General features: G+C 53.0%; 15 protein-coding genes and 1 pseudogene. 8 read left to right on the top strand and 8 right to left on the bottom strand.

The window, feature by feature from the left end:
• Window positions 1-12 precede the first annotated feature (12 nt).
• Complete coding sequence (locus DAQ1742_RS18925) at window positions 13-765, bottom strand: enoyl-CoA hydratase/isomerase family protein (protein WP_035344777.1); 753 nt, start codon at window positions 763-765, stop codon at window positions 13-15.
• A 3-nt stretch (window positions 766-768) separates the two neighbouring features.
• Window positions 769-2,280, bottom strand: coding sequence for an asparagine synthase family protein (locus DAQ1742_RS18920; protein WP_035344774.1), 1,512 nt, complete (start codon window positions 2,278-2,280; stop codon window positions 769-771).
• A gap of 345 nt (window positions 2,281-2,625) precedes the next feature.
• Here DAQ1742_RS18920 and gntR point away from each other — a divergent pair, with 345 nt between their 5' ends.
• On the top strand, window positions 2,626-3,624 hold the full coding sequence (gntR, locus tag DAQ1742_RS18915; protein WP_035344771.1) for a gluconate operon transcriptional repressor GntR: 999 nt from the start codon (window positions 2,626-2,628) through the stop codon (window positions 3,622-3,624).
• Here gntR and DAQ1742_RS18910 read toward each other — a convergent pair.
• Window positions 3,601-4,146, bottom strand: coding sequence for a gluconokinase (locus tag DAQ1742_RS18910; RefSeq protein WP_067487353.1), 546 nt, complete (start codon window positions 4,144-4,146; stop codon window positions 3,601-3,603). The two genes, gntR and DAQ1742_RS18910, sit on opposite strands and share 24 nt — an antisense overlap.
• Before the next feature lie 244 nt (window positions 4,147-4,390).
• Between DAQ1742_RS18910 and gntT the strand changes: the two genes are divergently transcribed.
• Window positions 4,391-5,707, top strand: coding sequence for a gluconate transporter (gene gntT, locus DAQ1742_RS18905; RefSeq protein WP_067487350.1), 1,317 nt, complete (start codon window positions 4,391-4,393; stop codon window positions 5,705-5,707).
• A 73-nt stretch (window positions 5,708-5,780) separates the two neighbouring features.
• Here gntT and DAQ1742_RS18900 read toward each other — a convergent pair whose 3' ends face one another.
• The gene (locus tag DAQ1742_RS18900; protein WP_067487347.1) at window positions 5,781-6,374 is read right to left on the bottom strand and encodes a YhgN family NAAT transporter; all 594 of its coding nucleotides are present in this window, start codon (window positions 6,372-6,374) and stop codon (window positions 5,781-5,783) included.
• A 197-nt stretch (window positions 6,375-6,571) separates the two neighbouring features.
• Between DAQ1742_RS18900 and asd the strand changes: the two genes are divergently transcribed.
• Both asd and nikR read left to right on the top strand, forming a co-directional pair.
• On the top strand, window positions 6,572-7,672 hold the full coding sequence (gene asd, locus DAQ1742_RS18895; protein WP_035344756.1) for an aspartate-semialdehyde dehydrogenase: 1,101 nt from the start codon (window positions 6,572-6,574) through the stop codon (window positions 7,670-7,672).
• Window positions 7,673-7,849: 177 nt separating this feature from the next.
• Entirely contained in the window at window positions 7,850-8,266 is a 417-nt protein-coding gene (nikR, locus tag DAQ1742_RS18890) for a nickel-responsive transcriptional regulator NikR (RefSeq protein ID WP_035344753.1), read from the top strand.
• 54 nt (window positions 8,267-8,320) lie between these two features.
• On the opposite strand, the gene DAQ1742_RS18885 is transcribed toward nikR, so the two are convergent.
• The 3 genes from DAQ1742_RS18885 to DAQ1742_RS18875 form a co-directional block, all read right to left on the bottom strand.
• Window positions 8,321-9,196 (bottom strand): LysR family transcriptional regulator, encoded by an 876-nt coding sequence (locus DAQ1742_RS18885; RefSeq protein WP_067487345.1) that lies wholly within the window; start codon window positions 9,194-9,196, stop codon window positions 8,321-8,323.
• A gap of 222 nt (window positions 9,197-9,418) precedes the next feature.
• Entirely contained in the window at window positions 9,419-11,164 is a 1,746-nt protein-coding gene (locus DAQ1742_RS18880) for a tannase/feruloyl esterase family alpha/beta hydrolase (protein ID WP_035344750.1), read from the bottom strand.
• A gap of 366 nt (window positions 11,165-11,530) precedes the next feature.
• The gene (locus tag DAQ1742_RS18875) at window positions 11,531-12,463 is read right to left on the bottom strand and encodes a DMT family transporter (RefSeq protein WP_035344747.1); all 933 of its coding nucleotides are present in this window, start codon (window positions 12,461-12,463) and stop codon (window positions 11,531-11,533) included.
• A gap of 218 nt (window positions 12,464-12,681) precedes the next feature.
• Here DAQ1742_RS18875 and DAQ1742_RS18870 point away from each other — a divergent pair, with 218 nt between their 5' ends.
• Window positions 12,682-13,614: a LysR family transcriptional regulator gene (locus DAQ1742_RS18870; protein ID WP_071604126.1), complete on the top strand. Its 933-nt coding sequence runs from the start codon at window positions 12,682-12,684 to the stop codon at window positions 13,612-13,614.
• 67 nt (window positions 13,615-13,681) lie between these two features.
• On the opposite strand, the gene DAQ1742_RS18865 is transcribed toward DAQ1742_RS18870, so the two are convergent.
• Entirely contained in the window at window positions 13,682-15,373 is a 1,692-nt protein-coding gene (locus tag DAQ1742_RS18865; protein ID WP_035344742.1) for a sensor histidine kinase, read from the bottom strand.
• A 382-nt stretch (window positions 15,374-15,755) separates the two neighbouring features.
• On the opposite strand from DAQ1742_RS18865, the gene glgB reads away from it, so the two are divergent.
• From glgB to glgC, 3 genes and pseudogenes are all read left to right on the top strand, one after another.
• Window positions 15,756-17,939 carry a 1,4-alpha-glucan branching protein GlgB gene (gene glgB, locus DAQ1742_RS18860; protein ID WP_035344739.1) on the top strand — a complete coding sequence of 728 codons (2,184 nt, stop codon included), beginning with the start codon at window positions 15,756-15,758 and terminating at the stop codon, window positions 17,937-17,939.
• Window positions 17,939-19,903, top strand: a pseudogene (gene glgX, locus DAQ1742_RS18855) (glycogen debranching protein GlgX); the annotation flags it as partial. The gene glgB and the pseudogene glgX, both read left to right, overlap by 1 nt.
• Window positions 19,904-20,051: 148 nt before the next feature.
• A complete protein-coding gene (glgC, locus tag DAQ1742_RS18850; protein ID WP_035344737.1) occupies window positions 20,052-21,338 on the top strand; it encodes a glucose-1-phosphate adenylyltransferase in 1,287 nt (428 codons plus the stop codon).
• Window positions 21,339-21,389 lie beyond the last annotated feature (51 nt).

Below are 21,389 nucleotides of genomic sequence, written 5' to 3'. Positions count from 1 at the left end.
ATTTTTCCTCTTTTAGTACTTATTTCCGAGAATGTGATGAAAATGCTTTTGTGCATCCCGTGCGCCAAAAGCGGCTTTATGAACCTCTTTAGATTCAATTCTTGTTTTCTCAAGGAGTTCGAGAAAACTCCGGTTAGTGGATTGTTTGGTTTTTGACAGCGCGGCATAAGGGTACGCCGCCAATTCTTTGGCCTGCGCGAATGCACGCTCCAGTAGCTGATGCGGTTCGACTTTTTCGTTCACAATGTGGTGTGAAAGACAAAAGTTCTCATCCAATTCCTGACATTTGAAGATGATATCCTTCATTAGGTTATATCCATGGGTAAATGTCAGAATAGCCGCGCCGACAGAGCATCCGATACCATGTTTGAGTTCAGGCATTACAAAACGTGCGCCGTTCGCCATAATTCGGTAGTCGAACATCAAGGCAAACTGAAATCCCATGCCGATAGCATAGCCATCTACAGCGGCCACCGTGGGTTTATTAATGTGCAGCACCGCTTCGTAAAGGTCGATAACACGATCAATCCAGCGTTCAACGTCAGCGCCACCGGAGAGGTTTTTTACTTCATTAAAGTCGCCGCCTGCGGAGAATGAACATCCTTTCCCTCCGTAAACAACGATAGCGTTAACCTCCGGGTCGCTATTTGCATTTTTTAATGCTGCTTTGACGGCATTTTCCAGGGCCTGATTAAAAGGATTATGTTTATTGGGGTGATTAAGCGTAATAATTTTTACGTTATCTCGTGTCTCTTCAAGAATCATTTTTTAATCCATTATTAGTTTGCGTAGATGATCACTGGTAGTGTTTTCCAGTGAGAGTGTATTTTCCAGGAAGGATTTGTAGACCCGATAAGTAAAGCGGGTTTTATGGCTATAGTTATCAACATGAAGGCCAAGTATATTAGCAAATGATTTGTTAACCGATGAACCTTCGTGAATGCCAATTTTTTTACGCCAGACAATTTCTTTGGGGAGCAGGTTTAATTTTTCTGTGTACTCTCTGAGTATATTTTTTACTTCATTATCTTTGATCTTATAATCAGGGTTAAGGTTCCTGCAGAGAGAAATTAAATCATTATTCCAAAATGGATGGTTAAGCTGTAACCCGTAATGAGCAGCACCATGAGAAACAAACTCTCCCGTCCAACGAGTTCGGTAAACCTGTTCACAGAGAACTTTATTAGGTGATACGTATTTTTCGCCCGGTTTTAATATGCCGCCAAATAATAGATCCGAACCATAGCCTGTCATCATGACACTTACATTGTTCTGCGCCATTCGGTAGACATTAAATAATCCCGATTGAATCTCAGCAGAGAGGCCATCAAAAATTTCATTATGGTAAATGGCCTCGATAACGCCATTGATGACATCGGCTTCCGTCAGTATTTTAACATGATGCTCAGTGCCAAGTGCATCCGCGACCATTTGAGAGTATTCAAACTCGTTGCTGATCTCTGTGCCTATAGACCAGGTTTTAATGTGTTGAAAAAACTGGCTGGCCAGTGCAGTTACCAGGCTTGAATCCAGACCGCCAGACAGTGGAATGCCAACGGTCTGGTGCGTCTGTACCAGAGAACGAAAGGGGGCTTTCAGGTAGTTGTCGATAAGTTCGAACAGCACGTCTTTGGAAATATTCAACTGCTTGTTGGTATTGGCAGGGTAAATATTATCACTACCCAGATATTCATAACCCTGCATATCTTTCTTTATCTGATTGATAGAGCCGGGTTTGAGTCTGATGGCGTTTTTTATTGGTGTAAACGTATCTGAATGTAGAACATGCTGTATGACTTTATCTTCAGGCATGAAATCAAAAATGCCTTTTTGAGCAACGCGACCAACAAATTTTAGCCGATCTGTTATCCAAAGTGCGGTATGGTCATGAATAACATGTACAGGCATAAATCCATTGGGGTCTGTCAGTAAGGTTAACTCCCCTTTGTTATTTTCTTTAAAAAAGAAGAAGCTCCCTTCTGCCAGAGATAATGCATGTGTGCCAAGATATAAAAAAATCGTATGGAGTAATTCGATATCGCGCAGGCTCCATGCCGAAGCATCATAGCGACCGACAAGGCTTTCAAGTAATTGTCTATTATTAATTGTCCCAATCAGATAGAGCGTTTCGTTATCCGCTACCATTTTTTCAAATCGAGATTTATCTCCAATAAATAGGTATCCATCTCGTAAGTTTTCTATTTTTAAGGGTAAATCCGTGATGCTTTTTTTAATGTTCAAACAGGCATCACCCTTGGCAATGCAAAAGCCATGTTTCATTTCATTTCCTTATTTTTTACAACTAATCGAATTCAGAAACAAAAATACAACAAATCATGTGGTTTTAAAATTGAAATTACATATGAAAAAACAATAAAAAAACATTCCTTATTTTTTTATTTCATTAATAAAAAAATTAAATTCATGTGTCATATATGGTTACGGTTAATGTTAATTTAATTATTAATGATGTATTGATTAATAATGAGCTAGAAATTAAATAATAAATAGTATAATTGACGTTATATTCAATTTTTTCTGTTTTTGTAACCTTTGCTCAGATACATATTTTGCTAACCATTTCTTTAGTACAATCAGCGTTTTCAATCATGGGGATATCAATGGATGATCAAGAAAAAAAGGCCGGTGTTGCAGGATGTCGCAGACCGGGTGGGGGTGACCAAAATGACGGTCAGCCGCTATTTGCGCAACCCCGAGCAGGTTTCTGTGGCTTTGCGGGGCAAGCTTGCCGCCGTGCTTGATGAGTTAGGGTATATCCCTAACCGAACGCCGCATATTCTCGCTAATTCCACCAGCCGGGCGATTGGCGTGCTGCTGCCGTCACTGACTAACCAGGTGTTTGCCGAGGTGCTGCGCGGTATTGAAAAAGTGACAGAAGCGCAGGGGTATCAAACCATGCTGGCCCATTACGGCTATCAGCCGGAGGTGGAAGAGCAGCGCTTGATGTCACTGCTGGCTTACAACATTGACGGGTTGATTTTGGCTGAACGTACCCACACTGACCGCACCCGGCAGATGATTGCCGTTGCCGGTATTCCGGTGGTGGAGCTGATGGACTCGGTATCGCCTTGCCTGGATATGGCCGTCGGGTTTGATAACGTGGCGGCGGCCTGCCAGATGACGCGCTACATGCTTGAACGTGGCCGCCGGCGGGTGGTATACCTTGGCGCGCGTCAGGATGAACGCACGCTGCAAAAACAGCGGGGTTATCAGCAGGCGATGACGGAAGCCGGGCTGCCCTGCTACAGCGTCATGAGTGAGAGCCCGTCATCCTATACGTTGGGTGGTGAATTGTTGCGGCGAGCACAGGTGGAGTACCCCGAGCTCGATAGCCTGTTTTGCACCAACGATGACCTGGCGATTGGGGCGATGTTTGAGTGCCAGCGACAGGGGATTCGGGTGCCGGAGCAGATGGGGATTGCCGGTTTTCACGGTCATGATATCGGCCAGACCACGGTGCCGCGCCTGACCAGTGTGCTGACGCCGCGTAAGCGCATCGGCGAGATAGGGGCAACACAACTGCTGGCGCGGTTAAATGGCGAAACACCGCCGACGGCCAGTGTGGACGTCGGCTTCGTCTTACAGACTGGCGAGAGTGTTTAGCGTCTGGTGTGACAGGTGCGCGTGCAGCGCCGTCACGCAACGTTCTACCACTTGCTCCATTGAGCCATTGATATCGACGGTTATCACATCATTTTCTGTTTCATCGGGTTGTTCCAGCGCATCAAACTGGCTTTGCAGCAAGGCGGTGGGCATAAAATGCCCGGCCCGCGCCTGATGGCGCTGTAAAATCACCTCGAAGCTGCCTTGCAGATACAAAAACACCATACCGTCGTTGCCGTGGCGTAGTCGGTCACGGTAGCGTTTTTTGAGCGCAGAGCAGATGATAATGCCGGTTTCATTTTTATGATGCAGGCTGTAGGCGGCATCATTGAGGCGTTCCAGCCAGGGGGCGCGGTCATCATCGTTAAGCGGCTGGCCAGCCGCCATTTTCTGGATGTTGGCTTTGGGATGCAGGTCATCACCGTCAATGAATTTGGCGTTGATCTCCTGGGCGAGTTGCGCCCCCACGCTGGATTTTCCGCTACCGGAAACCCCCATCAGAATAATACTTTGTCCTGACATAATTTGATCTCTATCCCAAAGTGTAAATTAAATGCTTCGCGCTGGTTTCAGACTTTAACATGTTACCGGTATCATGATACCGGTAACATTGTGCGTTGTGATGAATATCACATCGGGAATCCTCCCTAAACGCCTGACCCTACTGTAGCGAAGGTGCAGCCAAAACACCGGATGCTTTCGTAACACACCAGAAAATACCCTGTTGCCGGCACCGTTGTGCCGGTAAGGGCTGCCGGAGAGAGTTATGCCACTCGTGATTGTTGCTGTCGGTGTCGCACTGCTGTTGGTGCTGATGATCCGCTTTAAATTGAACGGCTTTATTGCATTGATTCTGGTTGCCCTGGCGGTGGGCGTGATGCAGGGAATGCCGGTACAAAAGGTGATGACCTCTATCAAAAATGGGGTTGGCGGTACGCTGGGTAGCCTGGCGCTGATCATGGGTTTCGGCGCGATGCTGGGGAAATTGCTGGCGGATTGCGGTGGCGCGCAGCGCATCGCCACCACGCTGATCCACCGCTTTGGCCGCAAACATATCCAGTGGGCGATAGTGCTGACCGGCTTTACCGTTGGCTTTGCGCTGTTCTATGAAGTCGGGTTTGTGCTGTTGCTGCCGCTGGTGTTCAGTATTGTGGCGTCTGCCCGCATTCCGCTGCTGTATGCCGGTGTGCCGATGGCCGCCGCGCTATCGGTCACGCACGGTTTCCTGCCGCCGCATCCGGGGCCGACGGCGATTGCTTCGCTGTTTCATGCCGACATGGGCAAGACGCTGTTGTACGGCACGTTGCTCGGTATTCCAACGGTGATTCTGGCCGGGCCGGTTTACGCCCGTTTCCTGAAAAAAATCGATAAACCGATCCCGGAAGGGCTGTATAACCCGAAACAGTTCACCGAACAGGAGATGCCCGGTTTTCTGGTCAGCGTGATGACGGCGCTGGTGCCGGTGATATTAATGGCCCTGCGCGCGGTCGCGGAAATGGTGCTGGCGAAAGATAACCCATTACTGGCGTATGCCGAGTTCTTCGGCGACCCGGTGATGGCGACGCTGATTGCGGTGCTGATAGCCATTTTTACCTTCGGTTTGAATCGCGGGCGCACCATGGACGAGGTGATGGGCACCATCACCGATTCGATAAAAATTATCGCCATGATGCTGTTAATCCTCGGCGGTGGCGGGGCGTTCAAGCAGGTGCTGGTTGACAGCGGCGTGGATAAATACATTGCCGGTATGATGCATGGCAGCGGTTTTTCGCCGATTTTACTCGCCTGGCTGATTGCCGCGACGCTGCGCATCGCGCTCGGTTCGGCGACGGTGGCGGCTATTACGGCGGGCGGTATCGTCGCGCCATTGATAGCGACCTCCGGCGTCAGCCCGGAATTGATGGTGATAGCCGTTGGCTCCGGCAGCGTGATTTTCTCTCACGTTAATGACCCCGGCTTCTGGCTGTTCAAGGAGTATTTCAACCTGAGCATTCCTGAAACGCTGAAATCCTGGTCAGCGCTGGAAACCATCATTGCGGTGTGTGGGTTGATTGGCACGCTGTTGTTGAGCTATGTGGTGTAACGATAAGCGGGTGCGCCACGCGCGATAAACCGTCGCAGGCCGCCAGTGTGCGGGCCTGCGAGCCAGAACGCGCCTACAGCTTCAGGTAGGCGCGGATGCCATCGAGAAACATCTGGGTGGAGAGCATCACCAGCACCAGCCCCATCAGGCGCTCCAGCGCATTCACGCCTTTATCGCCGAGCAGGCGTAAGAACAGGTTCGACAGGAGTAGCACAACAACCGTGATGCCCCAGGCGATGAATAGCGCCAGCGTCAGGTGCGGTAACTGGTTGGGATATTGGTGTGACAGCAGCATCAGCGCCGCCAGTATCGACGGCCCAGCCACCATCGGGATCGCCAGCGGCACTAAAAAGGGTTCGTCACCGGCAGGCAAGCCGCTGGTAAAACCTTCTTGTGTCGGGAAAATCATACGGATCGCTATCAAAAACAGCACGATCCCGCCTGAAATAGAAACGGTTTCGGTGCGCAGGTTCAAAATGGCGAGAATTTTCTCACCGGCGAACAAGAACAGCAGCATTACGCCCAGCGCAATAATCATCTCGCGGATCAGCACCACCCGCCGCCGTTTCGGGTCAAGGTGCTTGAGCACCGACATAAACACCGGCAGGTTGCCGAGCGGGTCCATAATTAACAGCAACAACACGGTTGCTGAGATCATTTCAGTCATAATGGTGGTTGGCTCCTCTCATCCACGTCCCTGGCCCGGAAACATTAGGCGTGTTGCTGAAAACGCCTGAATCATCGAATAAATTCACTTGCGACTTCTGGTACATTTTGTAAGGTTGACAGTCATCACTTTACACTATGCACCCTGCCTGAAACGGCAGTCGGATTGCTTTTTGTCACCCAGGCAGGACGGTTCTCATGAAAAATGTTGGTTTTATTGGCTGGCGCGGTATGGTCGGTTCGGTACTCATGCAGCGCATGGTAGAAGAACGCGACTTTGATTTAATCCGCCCGGTGTTTTTTTCCACCTCGCAACTAGGCCAGCCCGCTCCGGCGCTGGGCGGCCAGACGGGTGTGTTGCAGGATGCCTTTGATCTCGATGCATTGCGTGCGCTGGATATCATCATCACTTGTCAGGGTGGCGATTATACCAATGAAATCTATCCAAAGCTGCGTGAAAGTGGCTGGCAAGGGTACTGGATTGACGCAGCTTCTTCTCTGCGCATGAAGGATGACGCGATTATTATTCTGGACCCGGTCAACCACGGCGTCATTCAGGCGGGTCTTGATAAAGGCATCAAAACCTTTGTCGGCGGTAACTGTACCGTGAGCCTGATGCTGATGTCGCTGGGCGGTCTGTTTGCCAACGACCTGGTGGAGTGGGCATCGGTTGCGACCTATCAGGCGGCCTCCGGCGCGGGCGCGCGTAACATGCGTGAGTTACTGATTCAGATGGGCCAGTTAAACGCTGAAGTGGCCGCTGAGCTGAGCGACCCGGCTTCTGCCATTCTCGATATCGAGCGTAAAGTGACGGCCTTGTCACGCGGCGGTCTGGATGTGGAAAACTTCGGCGTGCCGCTGGCGGGCAGCCTGATCCCGTGGATAGACAAACAGCTGGAAAACGGCCAGAGCCGCGAAGAGTGGAAAGGCCAGGCGGAAACCAACAAGATCCTTGCCACCGCCAGCACCATTCCGGTGGATGGCTTGTGCGTGCGTATCGGTGCGCTGCGCTGCCACAGCCAGGCATTTACCCTGAAGCTGAAAAAAGACGTTTCACTGCCTGAGATTGAGCAGATGCTGGCAAGCCACAATGACTGGGTGAAAGTGGTGCCGAACGATCGTGACATCACCATGCGTGAGCTGACCCCGGCGGCGGTGACCGGCACGCTGTCTACCCCGGTAGGCCGTCTGCGTAAGCTCAACATGGGCCCGCAGTACCTGTCTGCCTTCACCGTTGGCGACCAGTTGCTGTGGGGGGCGGCCGAGCCGCTGCGCCGTATGCTGCGTATTTTGCTCTAACCTTTCTGGCGTGTGTCAAACCGGCACACGCCTATTTCCTGCCTCGCAGTGTGCTTCCTGCTATATTTTTCCGCCGTTTTGTTGTTATTCTTCAAATAATTGTTCCTGTTTAATCAACGGCTCTGGTTTATTTCACGGGCTACTTTTTTCTGTAATGCTGTTTTCTCCGAGGCCGACATGCAACGACTGACAATTTCTCTGGACGATGAACTGGCTGACGCGCTCGATGCGCTGATGGTGCGTAAAGGCTATGCCAATCGCTCAGAGGCGTTTCGGGATATGCTGCGCCGCGAGCTGGGTGAAATGAGGGTTGAGCAGGACAATACCGCTCCCTGTGTGGCGGTATTAAGTTATGTGTATGACCACCATGAGCGCCAGTTATCCAGCCGCCTGGCGGGGATGCAACATGCGCACCATGATCTCACGGTGTCAACCATGCACACCCATCTGAGCCACGATGAGTGTGTCGAAACCGTGATCCTGCGTGGTGCTACTGCCGAAGTGCAACAGTTCGCGGCGGCGGTCATGGCCGAAACCGGCGTGCGCCATGGTCAACTAAATCTGGTGCCCAGAGAGGCTGATACCACAACGTGACGCGGAGCCAGGCTAATGCGCCGGTACGGCAAAACAGGCCGGGTTTCATTCAGGTCATGAGGTAAGCACATTGAGCCATTCATCATCAATAGGAGTGCCTTTGGGCGTCACGGCGCAAGGCTGGAACAGCGCCAGCGGCGGGTGAATGGTCAGTGCCTGGCAGTGTGCCGGCAGGCTGGGTGGAATTTCGCTGGCAGGCAGAATGGCGCAAGCCTGTGTGCCTTGTAGCAATAATGAGACGATAAGCCGCGGGTCTGAGGCTTTCATCAGCACATTCAGTTCCTGATTTTCATCATGAAAGAGCTGGAGTAGGGTTTCCAGCGTGCCGGGGCCCTGAATACGCTGTAGCAATAATAATGGCAGGTTGCTTAATGCTATCAGATCTATTGCGGTGTCTGGTGACGCGTGAGCAAACAGGGGTTTGGCTATCAGTGCTGTTGCCAGAATCGGGGCAAATGAATGAATCTGAAAATCATGATGAGGTTTGGGAGCCTGCATGAGCGCAACATCCAGATTTTTATCCCGCAGCCGTGTTTCCAGGTGGCTGGAATCGGACACGGTAATATGCAGTGAATGGTGCGGTAAGGCTTGTTGCAGCCGCTGTAGTGGCACACTAAAGCGGGATAAAAATAAATAAGAGAGCCCGATTTTTAATATTTTCTTGTCGCGGGTGCTAAAGCGCGCCGTTTTATTTTTGACCTCGTTCACTTTGCCGAGAATATCCCGTGCGTGGTGATATAAAAACGTGCCTGCCTCTGTAGGCTGCAAGGTTTTCCCCTGGCGTAAAAATAACGCTACGCCGAGCTCCTGCTCTAATTCTTGCAGCCGCTTTCCCAGCGGGGGAGCGGCCATATTTAATAAGCGTGCCGCTTTACTGATATTCCCCTGCTCGATAACTGTGCAAAAATACTGCATCCGTTTTAAGTCCATTCTTCATCCTTTTTGCCTGGCTAACAGGTGTTAACGGTGAAAACTCCGGGTACAGACCGGGCTAACCGTAAGAATAGTAACGCGGGTTGTTTCTATTTCCGATTAATCCAATATTCCAATTCATTAAACAGAAAAAACGCAGGCCGGATGACCTGCGTTGACCACGACATGGTGGCTTATCACACCGGGTGTGGTGATGCGATAACATGTTAAAGCGGGGGGTTATTGTGTTACGCCACGGTAGGGACGGTAGAAATCCGAGCCCATCCACTGACGCGATTTCTCCTGTGTGAGCGGGCCACTGCGGGTGTAGCTGGCGGCGCTATTGACATCCCCTTGCCCCTGGTAAACCGCGATATACGGGAACGGATAGAGCGGACGAGTACGTACTACCGTTTCGGCGGTCGTGGCTTTTGTGCCGGTATCCTGCGGTGCACCGGGCTGACCAAAGCCGTTCTGGTCGCCACCGCTGGTTTGTGTGGCGATAATGGCGTGCGGCGCAACACCGTTTTCTACCCAGTTCATGATGGGGGTGAGCAGGTCGATTTTGCTGGGGCCTTCACCACCGGAGCAGTGCTGTACACCCGGTAACAGGTACAACCGTTCAAACGCATGGGTGCGAGACGCGCCCATCACCTGCTCCAGCGTTTCATGGTAAGAAATGGTGTTAACCGGCGAGATGTGCGGGTCAGACAAGCCGTGCCACAAAATCAGTTTGTGACCTGCGTTATAGAAACGCGTCAAATCGGTGTTAGTGGCGTCATAGAGCGTGTGTTGCGGGCGCAGGCGGTCAAAGGTTGCGCGGTCAAATTTCATCTCGGCCAGCGTAAAAGTGGGGGATGTGTTGGCAAATGCCAGGTAGCGTAGTACGGCCAGCGAAGCGTTCTCGCTCATCACTTTTCCGGTGGCGGTTGCCGGAACATAGACCGTCCAGCCCAGTTCGGAACCAGGCATCGGGCCGCCTGCCGTCAGGTGCTCGCCGGTCTGCGGGTCAGTCGGGCCGTTATAGAAACGCTGCACCACGTCTACTTCTTGTTGCGTCAGGCATTGCGTGGTATCGGCATTATCTCCCTTGCACAGCAGCACATCCGGGTTGAAATGGCATACGCGTGGGTCGGCAATCAGGCCGTCCGTTTGCCCGTCCAGGCTGTCGCAGGCAGCCAGCACGGCGTTGTGAATCAGCGGCAGACGGGAGGACAGCAGAATGGCATTGCCTTGCGCATCATGGTTGGCGACGTACTGCCAGGCGTGGAAAATCGCATTCTGCGCCAGGAAGTTCATGGCCGGAGCCCCGGCAATAATGCCGTTAAAATCCTCGGGGAAACGCTGGGCTTCAACCAGTGCTTCTCGCCCGCCGTCTGAACAGCCGGTGAAATAGGAATAGGCCGCTTTATGACCATAGTAAGCGTCGATCAACGCTTTGGCGGCAACGGAGGTGAGGTGAACGCCGCGATAAGCGAAGTCAGCCCGTTTTTGCGGGTCAGCGCCGAATTCTCCGCTGTTGGCGCTGGCCTGGTCGTGGCCCATATCCGAGCCGGCGATGACGAATCCCCCGGCGTTGAGCGGTGCACACCCTTCAGCAGCACCCGGCATGGTTGAAATGTTACCGCACAGCCCACCGCAACCGACTTGCAGATAGCGCTGTGTCCAGCTCTCTTTGGGTAATTGCACCTGAAAGCCAATTTCAGGTGCCAGCACGCCGTCTACGGTGCAGTAGGTCAACCCGTTTTGGCTGGTTTCTGTGGCCTGGGTTATCTTGCTGCCCGCTCCTGCGATACGAGTCAGGTCGATTTGTGTCAGGTCACTGCACGCACGGGTGGCTTTGATGACATTCAGCGACGGCAAGGCCGCCCCTTGCGAGCGCCCCACCTCTGCCTGTGCAGGCTGTGCGTGAAGGGCGCTAAAAAGTAGCGTCAGGCTACCGGCCAGTGTGGACAGGTAGCGTATGCGTATGAATGGTTGACTCATAGAAATGTCCTTTTTCATTCTTTAGAGCAGAAATAACATGAGTAGAAAACGATTTTTGATGCCGTAGATATTCTACCTTCTCATTAAAAGCAAATATGAAAACGGCATGCATTGCCAAATGAGCTGAATATCAATGAATCCCGACAGTGATATTGATTTCACTGAGGTAATATCGCGGCATCACTTTTAGTATATAGAAAAATTATTTTTTAAAGTCTGGGTTTTATTTTTCAGGATCGTAAATTTTTCGTAAAAAGGCAGCTGAAGTCAGCGCATTTTATTCTTGTTTATCTTTTTGGTTTTGTTTTCGGATCTTTTCGGTTTGTTATCACGGCATGGCATTCGATATCATTATTTTTAGTTCCATCAGGCGCTGCTTTTTTTAGATTCCATGTTGATATTACCGGCAGTGTTAATTTTTCTCTGACCGAGCAGAACGCCTGCTATCGTCAGTGCTGCGCCAAGCAGTTGCACAGAACTGGGCATACTGCCTAAAACAGCCTGTATTACAATGGCGAATAAGGGAACAAAATTGAAAAATATTGCCGTTTTACCTGGGCCCCTTGTTGATATACCGATTATCCAGAACAGATAAGCTAATACAGAGCCTGCAATTCCCATGTATACGTCAGCCAGATGGCTACTGAGTGACGCTGAGCCAAGCGCTTTTATCGGTGACTCCTGTATGCAGGCGATCGCGCTAAGAATGAATGTGCCGAAAAGCATCGTCCAGCTTGTTGTCTCGATGGGGGTTGATTCCACAACCATTGCCCGAGTCCCTACGGTATAGATTGACCACCCTAAACTACCAACAAAGATAATGATGTCACCAGGCGCGAGGGCGATGCTACCACCGGTGAATATGTTTCCATTAGTAATAACAACCGACACACCGAGCAGGCTGATAGCCATACCGATGACTCTTATTCGTTGTGGTGCCCGGCGGCGTATTATTGCTTCAAGAATATTGGCAGAGATAGGTGTCGTTGCCATAATGAGCGCGGCGGTTACCGGGTGTGATGTTTGCAGACCCAGAAATAATGCGCCATTAAAACCAGCAACACCAATTGTGCCAAGAAAAATGAATGGAAATATATTTTTCTTTAGTGTTTTAAATGAGAGTTGTCTTCTCGATGTGGCAAATATAATGATAAAAAGAGAAGCAACAATGAATCGTTCTGATGATGCTGTCCATGACGATAAACTTTCGAGAGCAATTTTCGTTGCCTGAAAATTTGCCCCCCAGAATAGCGTTGCAAGCAAGGTTAATATAATCGCTGACTTCGGTGAAACTTGCATTATTCGTTACCTTTATTGTTAATACCCAATAGGTGCCTCTACGCACATTGAGGGCATACATGCTGTTGATGCGCTATTTAACGTAAAATGGCTGATGCTAAAAACAACCTCAGGCGTTAACCTGTTCTTTTGTTGCTCTGCCGCACATGATGGAGGTAAAACATAACACAACGTTTTCTTTAGAGAAGCCATCAAAAATGGAAAGCAATTTTTCATTTATGAAAAATGATAAAAAAAACCAGAAAATGATTTGGGATGATGTCCTTATTTTTTTAGCCGTCGCTCGTCATGGCACGCTGGGATATGCGGCAAAGCATCTGGGATTAGGTATATCAACCTTGTCTCGCCGTATTGAACGTCTTGAGGCCGCTCTGGGTGTGAGCTTGTTCGCCCATCATCAATCTGGTTATAAATTGACGGCTGAAGGGGCGCATATTTTACCGAGTGCAGAGGCGATGGAGATGGCGGCAATGACGCTGTTATCCCGTTGTAGAACGCCGGGAGAGGTTGTCGGGAGTGTCCGGCTTGCGACAACCGACATGTTGGCAAGTGAGCTTATTTTGCCTGCTTTGCCGGTGTTGCAACGAGAGCTCCCTCAACTGAGCCTTGAAATTATCACCGACAGTAAAATTGTGAATATTCACCAGTTTGATGCCGATCTGGCGTTACGTTTGGTGAAACCTGAATCGGGGAATGTGGTGATTCGGCGGTTAGGGGAACTGGGGTTTAGCCTGTACAGCAGCCAGCAGTATAGCGATAACCTGACGTATCACTCGCTAGATGACCTCTATGCGAATGGCCGGTTTGTTGGATGGGCTGAGGTGTTCTCACATTTGCCGATGGCAACATGGCTGACGGAGAAGCTCAAGGGCAGACCATTGGTGTTAGAAACCACATCGCTGGCCACACAGGTTGCTGCCGTGAGTGCTGGCGCAGGGGTCGCGTTATTACCGCATCTTATCGCACACCGTCACGGGCTTGTTCGCTTAAGTGAGACGCTTAACGTTAAGTATCCCCTGTGGCTTGTCATTCATTCAGACCTGTCGCATACGCCCAGAGTACGCAGCGTCGCCAATTTTCTTACCGGGCTGGTGCATGATAACTCGTTGCGGCTGTCCGGTGAGTTATCCGGCCTGGATAACTTGCCCTAGTGTCAACCCCTTCTCTGTGGGCATGAGGCAGTTGTGCGGTATGGCATGTCTGCTCTTTTGCCAGCGATTATGGTGATGTCATGTGCAACGGCACCCTGATTTGCACCCGGGTGAATTGCTCAGGCTGGCTGGTGACGGTAATGCCGTAATTGTGGCCGTAGCGCGCTTTAATGCGCCGGTCTACCAGGTTCATGCCCAGCCCATCACCGCCATTGCGTGGGCAATAGTTGCCTGCATTATCCTCCACCGTGAGTTCCAGCATGGTCGCGTGTGTGCGTGCGCTAATGCGCAGATGGCCGTGCCCCAGCATCTGGGAAATGCCGTGTTTGATAGCGTTCTCCACCAGCGGTTGCAGCGAGAAAGCGGGAAGCTGCGCCTGTTGTAGCGCAGGTGCGACTGCTATCTCTACCGTTAACACGTTAGAGAAACGCGCTTTTTCGATAGCGAGATAGGCATTAACGTGCTCAAGTTCATCGCTCAGGGTGACTTCATCGCTGCTGCGTTTGAGGTTTTTGCGAAAGAATGTGGAGAGCGATAACACCAACTGGCGGGCTTGATCCGGGTTGCGGCGGATAATGGCTGACAGGGTATTGAGCGCATTAAACAGAAAGTGTGGATTCACCTGTGCGTGCAACAGTTTAAGTTCTGACTGCACCAGCAGTTGTTTTTGTTGATCAAAGCGCCCGGCAAAGATTTGTGCCGATAGCAAATGGCCGATGCCTTCGCCCAGCGTGCGGTTAATACTCGAAAACAGCTTGTTTTTCGGCTCATACAATTTGATGGTGCCAACCACGCGCTGCTCCTCGCCGCGCAGCGGAATAACCAGCGTCGAGCCCAGCTTGCAGTGGGCGGATAGCGCACAGCAATAGGGGGTGGCGTTGCCATCGGCATACACCACCTGATTCTGGTCAATCGCCTGATGGGTGTGTGGCGATGTGATAAGCGAACCGGCGAGATGGTGATCGCTGCCGATGCCGATAAACGCCAGTAACTTTTCCCTGTCGGTAATCGCCACTGCACCGACCCCCAGTTCTTCATAGAGAATTCGTGCCACCCGCATACTGGTGGCGGGGGTAAACCCCTCGCGCAGTATGCCTTCTGCGCGGGCGGCAATCAGCAGTGCTCTGGCGGAGAAGGCCGAGGTGTATTTTTCGAACATGGCGCGCCGGTCAAGCAGAATGCGCATAAACATTGCTGCACCCAGGCTGTTGGTGATGATCATTGGCAAGGCAATATTGCCAACCAGGGCCAGCGCTGCATCAAAGGGGCGCGCGAGCAGCAGGATAATCGACATTTGTAGCACTTCGGCCACTATTCCGGCAGCGGCAATAACGAACGGCTGAAACAGCAGGTCGATACGATGACGGCGCGTGAGATAGCGATGTAATACGCCGCCGACTAGCCCCTCCATCATGGTGGAAACCATGCACGCCGTGGCGGTCATGCCGCCTAACGAATAGCGATGCCAGCCACCGGTCAGCCCGACCAGAAACCCCACCGACGGGCCGCCCAGCACCCCACCCAGCAGCGCGCCAATCGCCCGGGTATTGGCTATCGAGTCATTGATACGCAGGCCAAACCAGGTACCCAGAATGCAGAACATCGAAAACGTCAAATAGCAGAGCAACTTGTGTGGCAGACGAACGGTCACTTGCGTCAGCGGCGTGAACAACGGTGTTTTGCTCAATAAGTACGCGATGACCAGGTACACACAGGTCTGTTGCAGCAGTGACAAAATCAAATCGGCTTGACTGACCATAATCGGTACACCTCCCTGTTAGAACAGTCGATTTTAGGAGTTGCCTGCCAGATATCCCCGAGCGGGATCAATATTCGCTAACGCTATGATTAATTATTTTTTCTTATAGTTGTTGAATGCAAAAAATTATCCAATGTCTCAAATATTTTCTCTTTTCTTGACTAAGCTGAATCTTAGGCTTACCTGAAGAATGCTTCGCAGGCTTAGGTATTACTGCTCGGTTTTCTCCATTCAGGTTAGCCCTCTTTTTTTATGGGGTCAGGTGGGTTCCTTTTATGTTATTGACGCAGGTCGTGTGTAGATCAACGAAAATGCTGAAGAAGTGACCTGTTTCGTTAACATCTTTACTTTATTCAGATGGTTAATTCAGAGGACGGATGCCATGTCAGGATTTTCCGATCAGAACATCATTAATCTCCTTTTTTCCGGTCATTACGCCGATCCTTTTGCCGTTTTAGGTATGCATAACACCGACGCAGGGCTGGAAGTCCGTGCGTTACTTCCCGATGCCCACGAGGTGCAGGTGGTAGACGCCCGTACCGGGCGCAAAGTCGGTAGCCTGAATCGACGCGATCCACGCGGTTTTTTCTCCGCGGTGATCCCCCGGCGTAAAAAGCCGTTTCATTACCAGCTCGCCGTCAGCTGGCCGCAAAGCACTCAGGTCATCGAAGACCCTTACCGTTTTGGTACGCTGCTACAGGAACTGGATATCTGGCTGCTGGCGGAAGGGCGGCACCTGCGGCCTTACGAAGTGTTGGGTGCGCACCCGAAAACGCTGGATGAGGTGGCCGGTACCAGCTTTGCCGTCTGGGCACCGAATGCACAGCGGGTGTCGGTCGTCGGGGATTTTAACTTTTGGGATGGCCGCCGCCACCCGATGCGACTGCGGCGGGAAAACGGCGTATGGGAACTGTTTGTGCCGGGCATCGGGCCGGGGACACTGTACAAATTTGAAATCATCGACTGTTACGGCAACGTGTTGCTAAAAGCTGACCCGTATGCTTTTGAGGCACAAATGCGCCCGGATAGCGCGTCACTGGTGCGTGCGTTGCCAGAGCGGGTGCCGGTGGATGAAACGCGCCGCCACGCCAATGATTTGCAGTCACCGGTTTCCATCTACGAGGTGCACCTGGGGTCGTGGCGTCATCACCCAGGCAGCCATCACTGGCTGAGTTACCGGGAGCTGGCAGAACAACTGGTGCCTTATGTCAAAGAGATGGGGTTCACCCATGTTGAGCTGATGCCGGTGCATGAGCACCCGTTTGACGGCAGTTGGGGCTATCAGCCATTGGGGTTATATGCGCCTACCCGGCGTTTTGGCACCCCGGAGGATTTTCGCTACCTGATCTCGGCCTTCCATGAAGCCGGGATTAACGTGCTGCTGGATTGGGTGCCTGGCCACTTCCCGGCAGACAGCTACGGGCTGGCGCGTTTTGATGGCACGGCACTCTATGAATACGGCGACCCGAAAGAGGGGTTCCATCAAGACTGGAACACGCTGATTTATAACTTTGACCGCCATGAAGTGCGTAACTATCTGGCGGGGAATGCCTTGTACTGGTCAGAACGCTACGGTATCGACGGCCTGCGGGTGGATGCGGTGGCCTCGATGATTTACCGCGATTACAGCCGCCGCGATGGCGAGTGGGTGCCGAACCACTACGGTGGCAAGGAGAACCTGGAGGCCATCTCTTTCCTGCGCTACACCAATCAGGTATTAGGCCAGCATCATGCCGGGGCGATTACCGTCGCGGAAGAGTCCACGGATTATGCCGGCGTCACGCTGCCACCCGAACATGGCGGGCTGGGTTTTCACTACAAATGGAACATGGGGTGGATGCATGACTCGCTGGCCTACATGCAGCTTGACCCGGTGCATCGCAAACACCATCACGACTTGCTGACATTCGGCATGCTCTATGCCTACAGCGAAAACTTTGTGCTGCCGCTCTCGCATGACGAAGTGGTGCACGGCAAACGCTCATTGCTCGACAGAATGCCGGGTGATGTGTGGCAGAAGTTCGCCAACCTGCGCGCCTATTACGGCTTTATGTGGGCTTATCCCGGCAAAAAACTGCTGTTTATGGGCAGCGAGTTTGCCCAGGGGCGTGAATGGAACCACGACGCCAGTCTGGACTGGTATTTGCTCGATGAACCGCAAGGCTGGCATGCCGGCGTGCAAACGCTGGTGCGTGACCTTAACCACTGCTATCGCCAGCATCCGCCGCTCTATCAGTGTGATTACCTGCATGAAGGGTTTGAATGGGTGGTGGTGGATGACCGGGAAAACTCGGTGTTTGCCTTCATCCGCCGTGATGATAACGGCAATGAAATGCTGATTATCAGCAACTTTACGCCGGTGCCGCGCGAGCACTATCGGGTGGGCGTCAATCAGGCGGGCCACTGGCGCGAAGTGCTCAATACCGACTCCTGTCACTACCACGGCAGTAATCTTGGCAATCAGGGGCTGGTGGCCAGTGACAACATTGGCAGTCACTCCCGGCCGCATTCGCTGGTGTTAACCGTGCCGCCCCTGGCAACACTCTATCTGGTCAGGGAGGGGTAATGGTGGAATTGCAGGCAGGACGTCCGCGGCCATTAGGCTCCAGTTACGACGGTAACGGTGTGAATTTTGCGTTGTTCTCATCGCAAGCCACCGCCGTGGAGCTGTGCATTTTTGACGGCCTGCGTGAGCAGCGTTTGCCGCTGCTGGCTCGCACCGGGGATATCTGGCATGGCTATCTGCCGGAGGCACTGCCGGGATTGTGTTACGGCTACCGGGTATATGGTGAGTTTGACCCCGCGCGCGGGCTGCGTTTTAACCCCAATAAGTTGCTGCTTGACCCTTGCGCCCGGCAGATGGACGGCTGGGTGGTGGATGATGAACGCCTGCACGGCGGTTATGGCCAGCCTGACCCGCACGACAGCGCCGAGGTGATGCCGCGCAGCGTCGTGGTCGATGAAGCCTACGACTGGCAGGGCGACAGGCTGCCGCGCACGCCCTGGAGCGAGACGGTGCTGTATGAAGCCCATGTGCGTGGCCTGACCAAGCGCCATCCCGGTATCCCGCAGCCTCTGCGCGGCACCTATGCCGGGCTGGCGCATCCGGCGATGCTCGATTACCTGACCTCACTCGGGGTGACGGCCATCGAACTGATGCCGGTGCAGCAACACGCCGACGAGCCGCGCTTGCAGGAGATGGGGCTGCGCAATTATTGGGGATACAACACCTTATTGCCGTTTGCGGTAGACAGCTCGCTGGCGGCCAGCGATGACCCGCTCAGCGAATTCCGCGATATGGTGCGGGCGTTGCACGGTGCCGGTATCGAGGTGATTCTGGATGTGGTGTTTAACCACAGCGCCGAGCTGGATATGGCCGGGCCCACGCTAACGCTGCGGGGCATCGATAATCGCAGCTACTACTGGCTGACCGATGACAGCCAGTATCACAACTGGACCGGGTGCGGCAACGTGCTGCGCGTGTCGCACCCGGCGGTGTTGCACTGGGTGGTCGATTGCCTGGCTTTCTGGCACGACGTCTGCCATGTGGACGGTTTTCGCTTCGATCTGGCGACGGTGCTGGGGCGCACTCCCGCGTTTTCTGCCAGCGCGCCCTTTTTTACCGCGTTGCGTAATCACCGCACGCTGCGTAACTGCAAGCTGATTGCCGAGCCGTGGGATATTGGCCCGGATGGCTATCAGCTTGGGCGTTTTCCGTCTCCGTTCGTCGAGTGGAATGACCGTTTTCGTGACGATATCCGCCGTTTCTGGCTGCATGGCGACGTGCCGCTTGGCGTGTTTGCCCGCCGTTTTGCCGCATCCAGCGAGGTGTTTGAGCGTGATGGCCGCCTGCCGTGGGCCTCGGTCAACATGCTGACTTCACACGATGGCTTCACGCTGCGCGATCTGGTGTGTTTCAACCACAAGCACAACGAGGCCAACGCCGAGCAAAACCGCGATGGCACGAACAGCAATTTCAGTTTTAACCACGGCACTGAAGGGCTGGAGGCCGACGACGAAACGCAGGCGCGCCGACGAGCCAGCCAGCAGGCGTTGCTGACCACGCTGTTGTTGTCACAGGGCACACCGATGCTGCTGGCGGGCGACGAGTTCGGCAACAGCCAGTCTGGCAACAACAATGCCTACTGTCAGGATAACGCGCTGGCCTGGTTGCACTGGGAGCAGGCTGATAAGGCGTTGATAGCCTTCACCGCCGGGCTGATTGCACTACGCCGTGCGATCCCTGCGCTGCACCGGGCGCACTGGTGGCGTGATGGCGAGGGGGATGTTGTCTGGCTCAACCAGCAAGGTGAAGCCTTGACGCCCGCGCAATGGGAACAGGGTGAGCGTCGTTTGCAAATTCAGCTCTCTGAGGCGTGGTTGCTGGTTATCAATGCCACGCCACACTCTTGTACCTTTTCCCTGCCAGCGGGGGCGTGGCAGGTTGCTCCCCCGTTTAGCGCCGCCGGGCAACCGCCTGACGGTGATACCTGGCAGGCCCCGGCGCAGGCCGTGTGCGTATGGGTCAGGGCATCCAGGCCACTGACCTCGAAACAGCAGGCTCACGCTTTAGAACCACAGACACTGTTTTCAACATCCACGCTTTCTTCCAAACCACAAGAAAAGCCGTCAGAACAACAAAAAAAGCGACAAGCAAAACGATAACAAGGAGCCCGACATGGTGAGTACCGACAAACATGACCCTCTGATGCTGGCCAGACAGTTGCCCCTGAAATCAGTGGCCCTGATTTTGGCCGGTGGGCGGGGAACACGACTGAAAGATTTGACCGCGCATCGCGCCAAGCCCGCCGTTCATTTCGGCGGTAAATATCGGATTATCGATTTTGCCCTGTCTAACTGCCTGAATTCGGGTATCCGGCGTATTGGGGTGATAACCCAGTATCAGTCGCATACGCTGGTGCAGCATATTCAGCGTGGCTGGTCATTCCTGAATACCGAAATGAATGAGTTTGTTGACCTGTTGCCCGCCCAGCAGCGTCATGATGAAAACGACCACTGGTATCGCGGTACGGCGGATGCCATCTGCCATAACCTCGACATCATCCGGCGTTATCGGGCCGAGTATGTGGTGATTCTGGCCGGCGATCATATCTACAAAATGGACTATTCCCGCATGTTGCTGGATCACGTCGAAAAAGGAGCCGAGTGCTCGGTGGCCTGTATTCCGGTGCCCATCAGCGAGGCAAGCGCTTTTGGCGTGATGAGCGTGGATGAAGACCATCGTATCACCCGTTTTGATGAGAAACCGGCCAACCCTGCGCCGATGCCGGGCAACCCGGATATGGCGCTAGCCAGTATGGGGATTTATGTATTTAACGCCGATTACCTCTATCGGCGGCTGGAAGAGGACGTATGCACGTCGGATTCCAGCCATGACTTCGGTAAAGACCTGATCCCGAAAATCGTTGCCGAGGGGCTGGCCTGGGCACACCCGTTTACGCTCTCTTGTGTTACCTCGACGGACGACGCTCCGCCGTACTGGCGTGACGTCGGTACGCTGGAAGCCTACTGGCGCGCGAATCTCGACCTGGCCTCCGTCACGCCGGAACTGGACATGTATGACCATACCTGGCCTATCCGCTCGGCGATGGAAGCGCTGCCGCCGGCCAAGTTTGTGCAAGACCGCTCCGGCAGCCACGGCTTGACCATGAATTCGCTGGTTTCCGGCGGCTGTATTGTGTCCGGTTCGGTGGTGACGCACTCGGTGCTGTTCTCCCGGGTGCGCATCAACTCGTTTTGCAGCATCGATTCCAGCGTGCTGTTGCCGGATGTTCAGGTAGGGCGCTCATGCCGCCTGCACCGCTGCATTGTTGACCGCGCCTGCGAAATTCCCGAAGGCATGGTGATTGGCGAGAATGCCGAAGAGGATAGCCGCCGTTTTTATCGTTCCGAAGAGGGCGTGGTGCTGGTGACGCGCGCCATGCTGGCCAAACTGAAAGCCTAAGCAGTGACCAAGCCGGTGATGGCTGGCCGGGATGAATGACAGCCATTCGTG

It is taken from the genome of Dickeya aquatica (genome assembly GCF_900095885.1).
GTDB classification, from domain to species: domain Bacteria; phylum Pseudomonadota; class Gammaproteobacteria; order Enterobacterales; family Enterobacteriaceae; genus Dickeya; species Dickeya aquatica.
The sequence above is the reverse complement of the archived record's forward strand: the minus strand, read 5'-3'. Positions and strand labels throughout refer to the sequence as shown.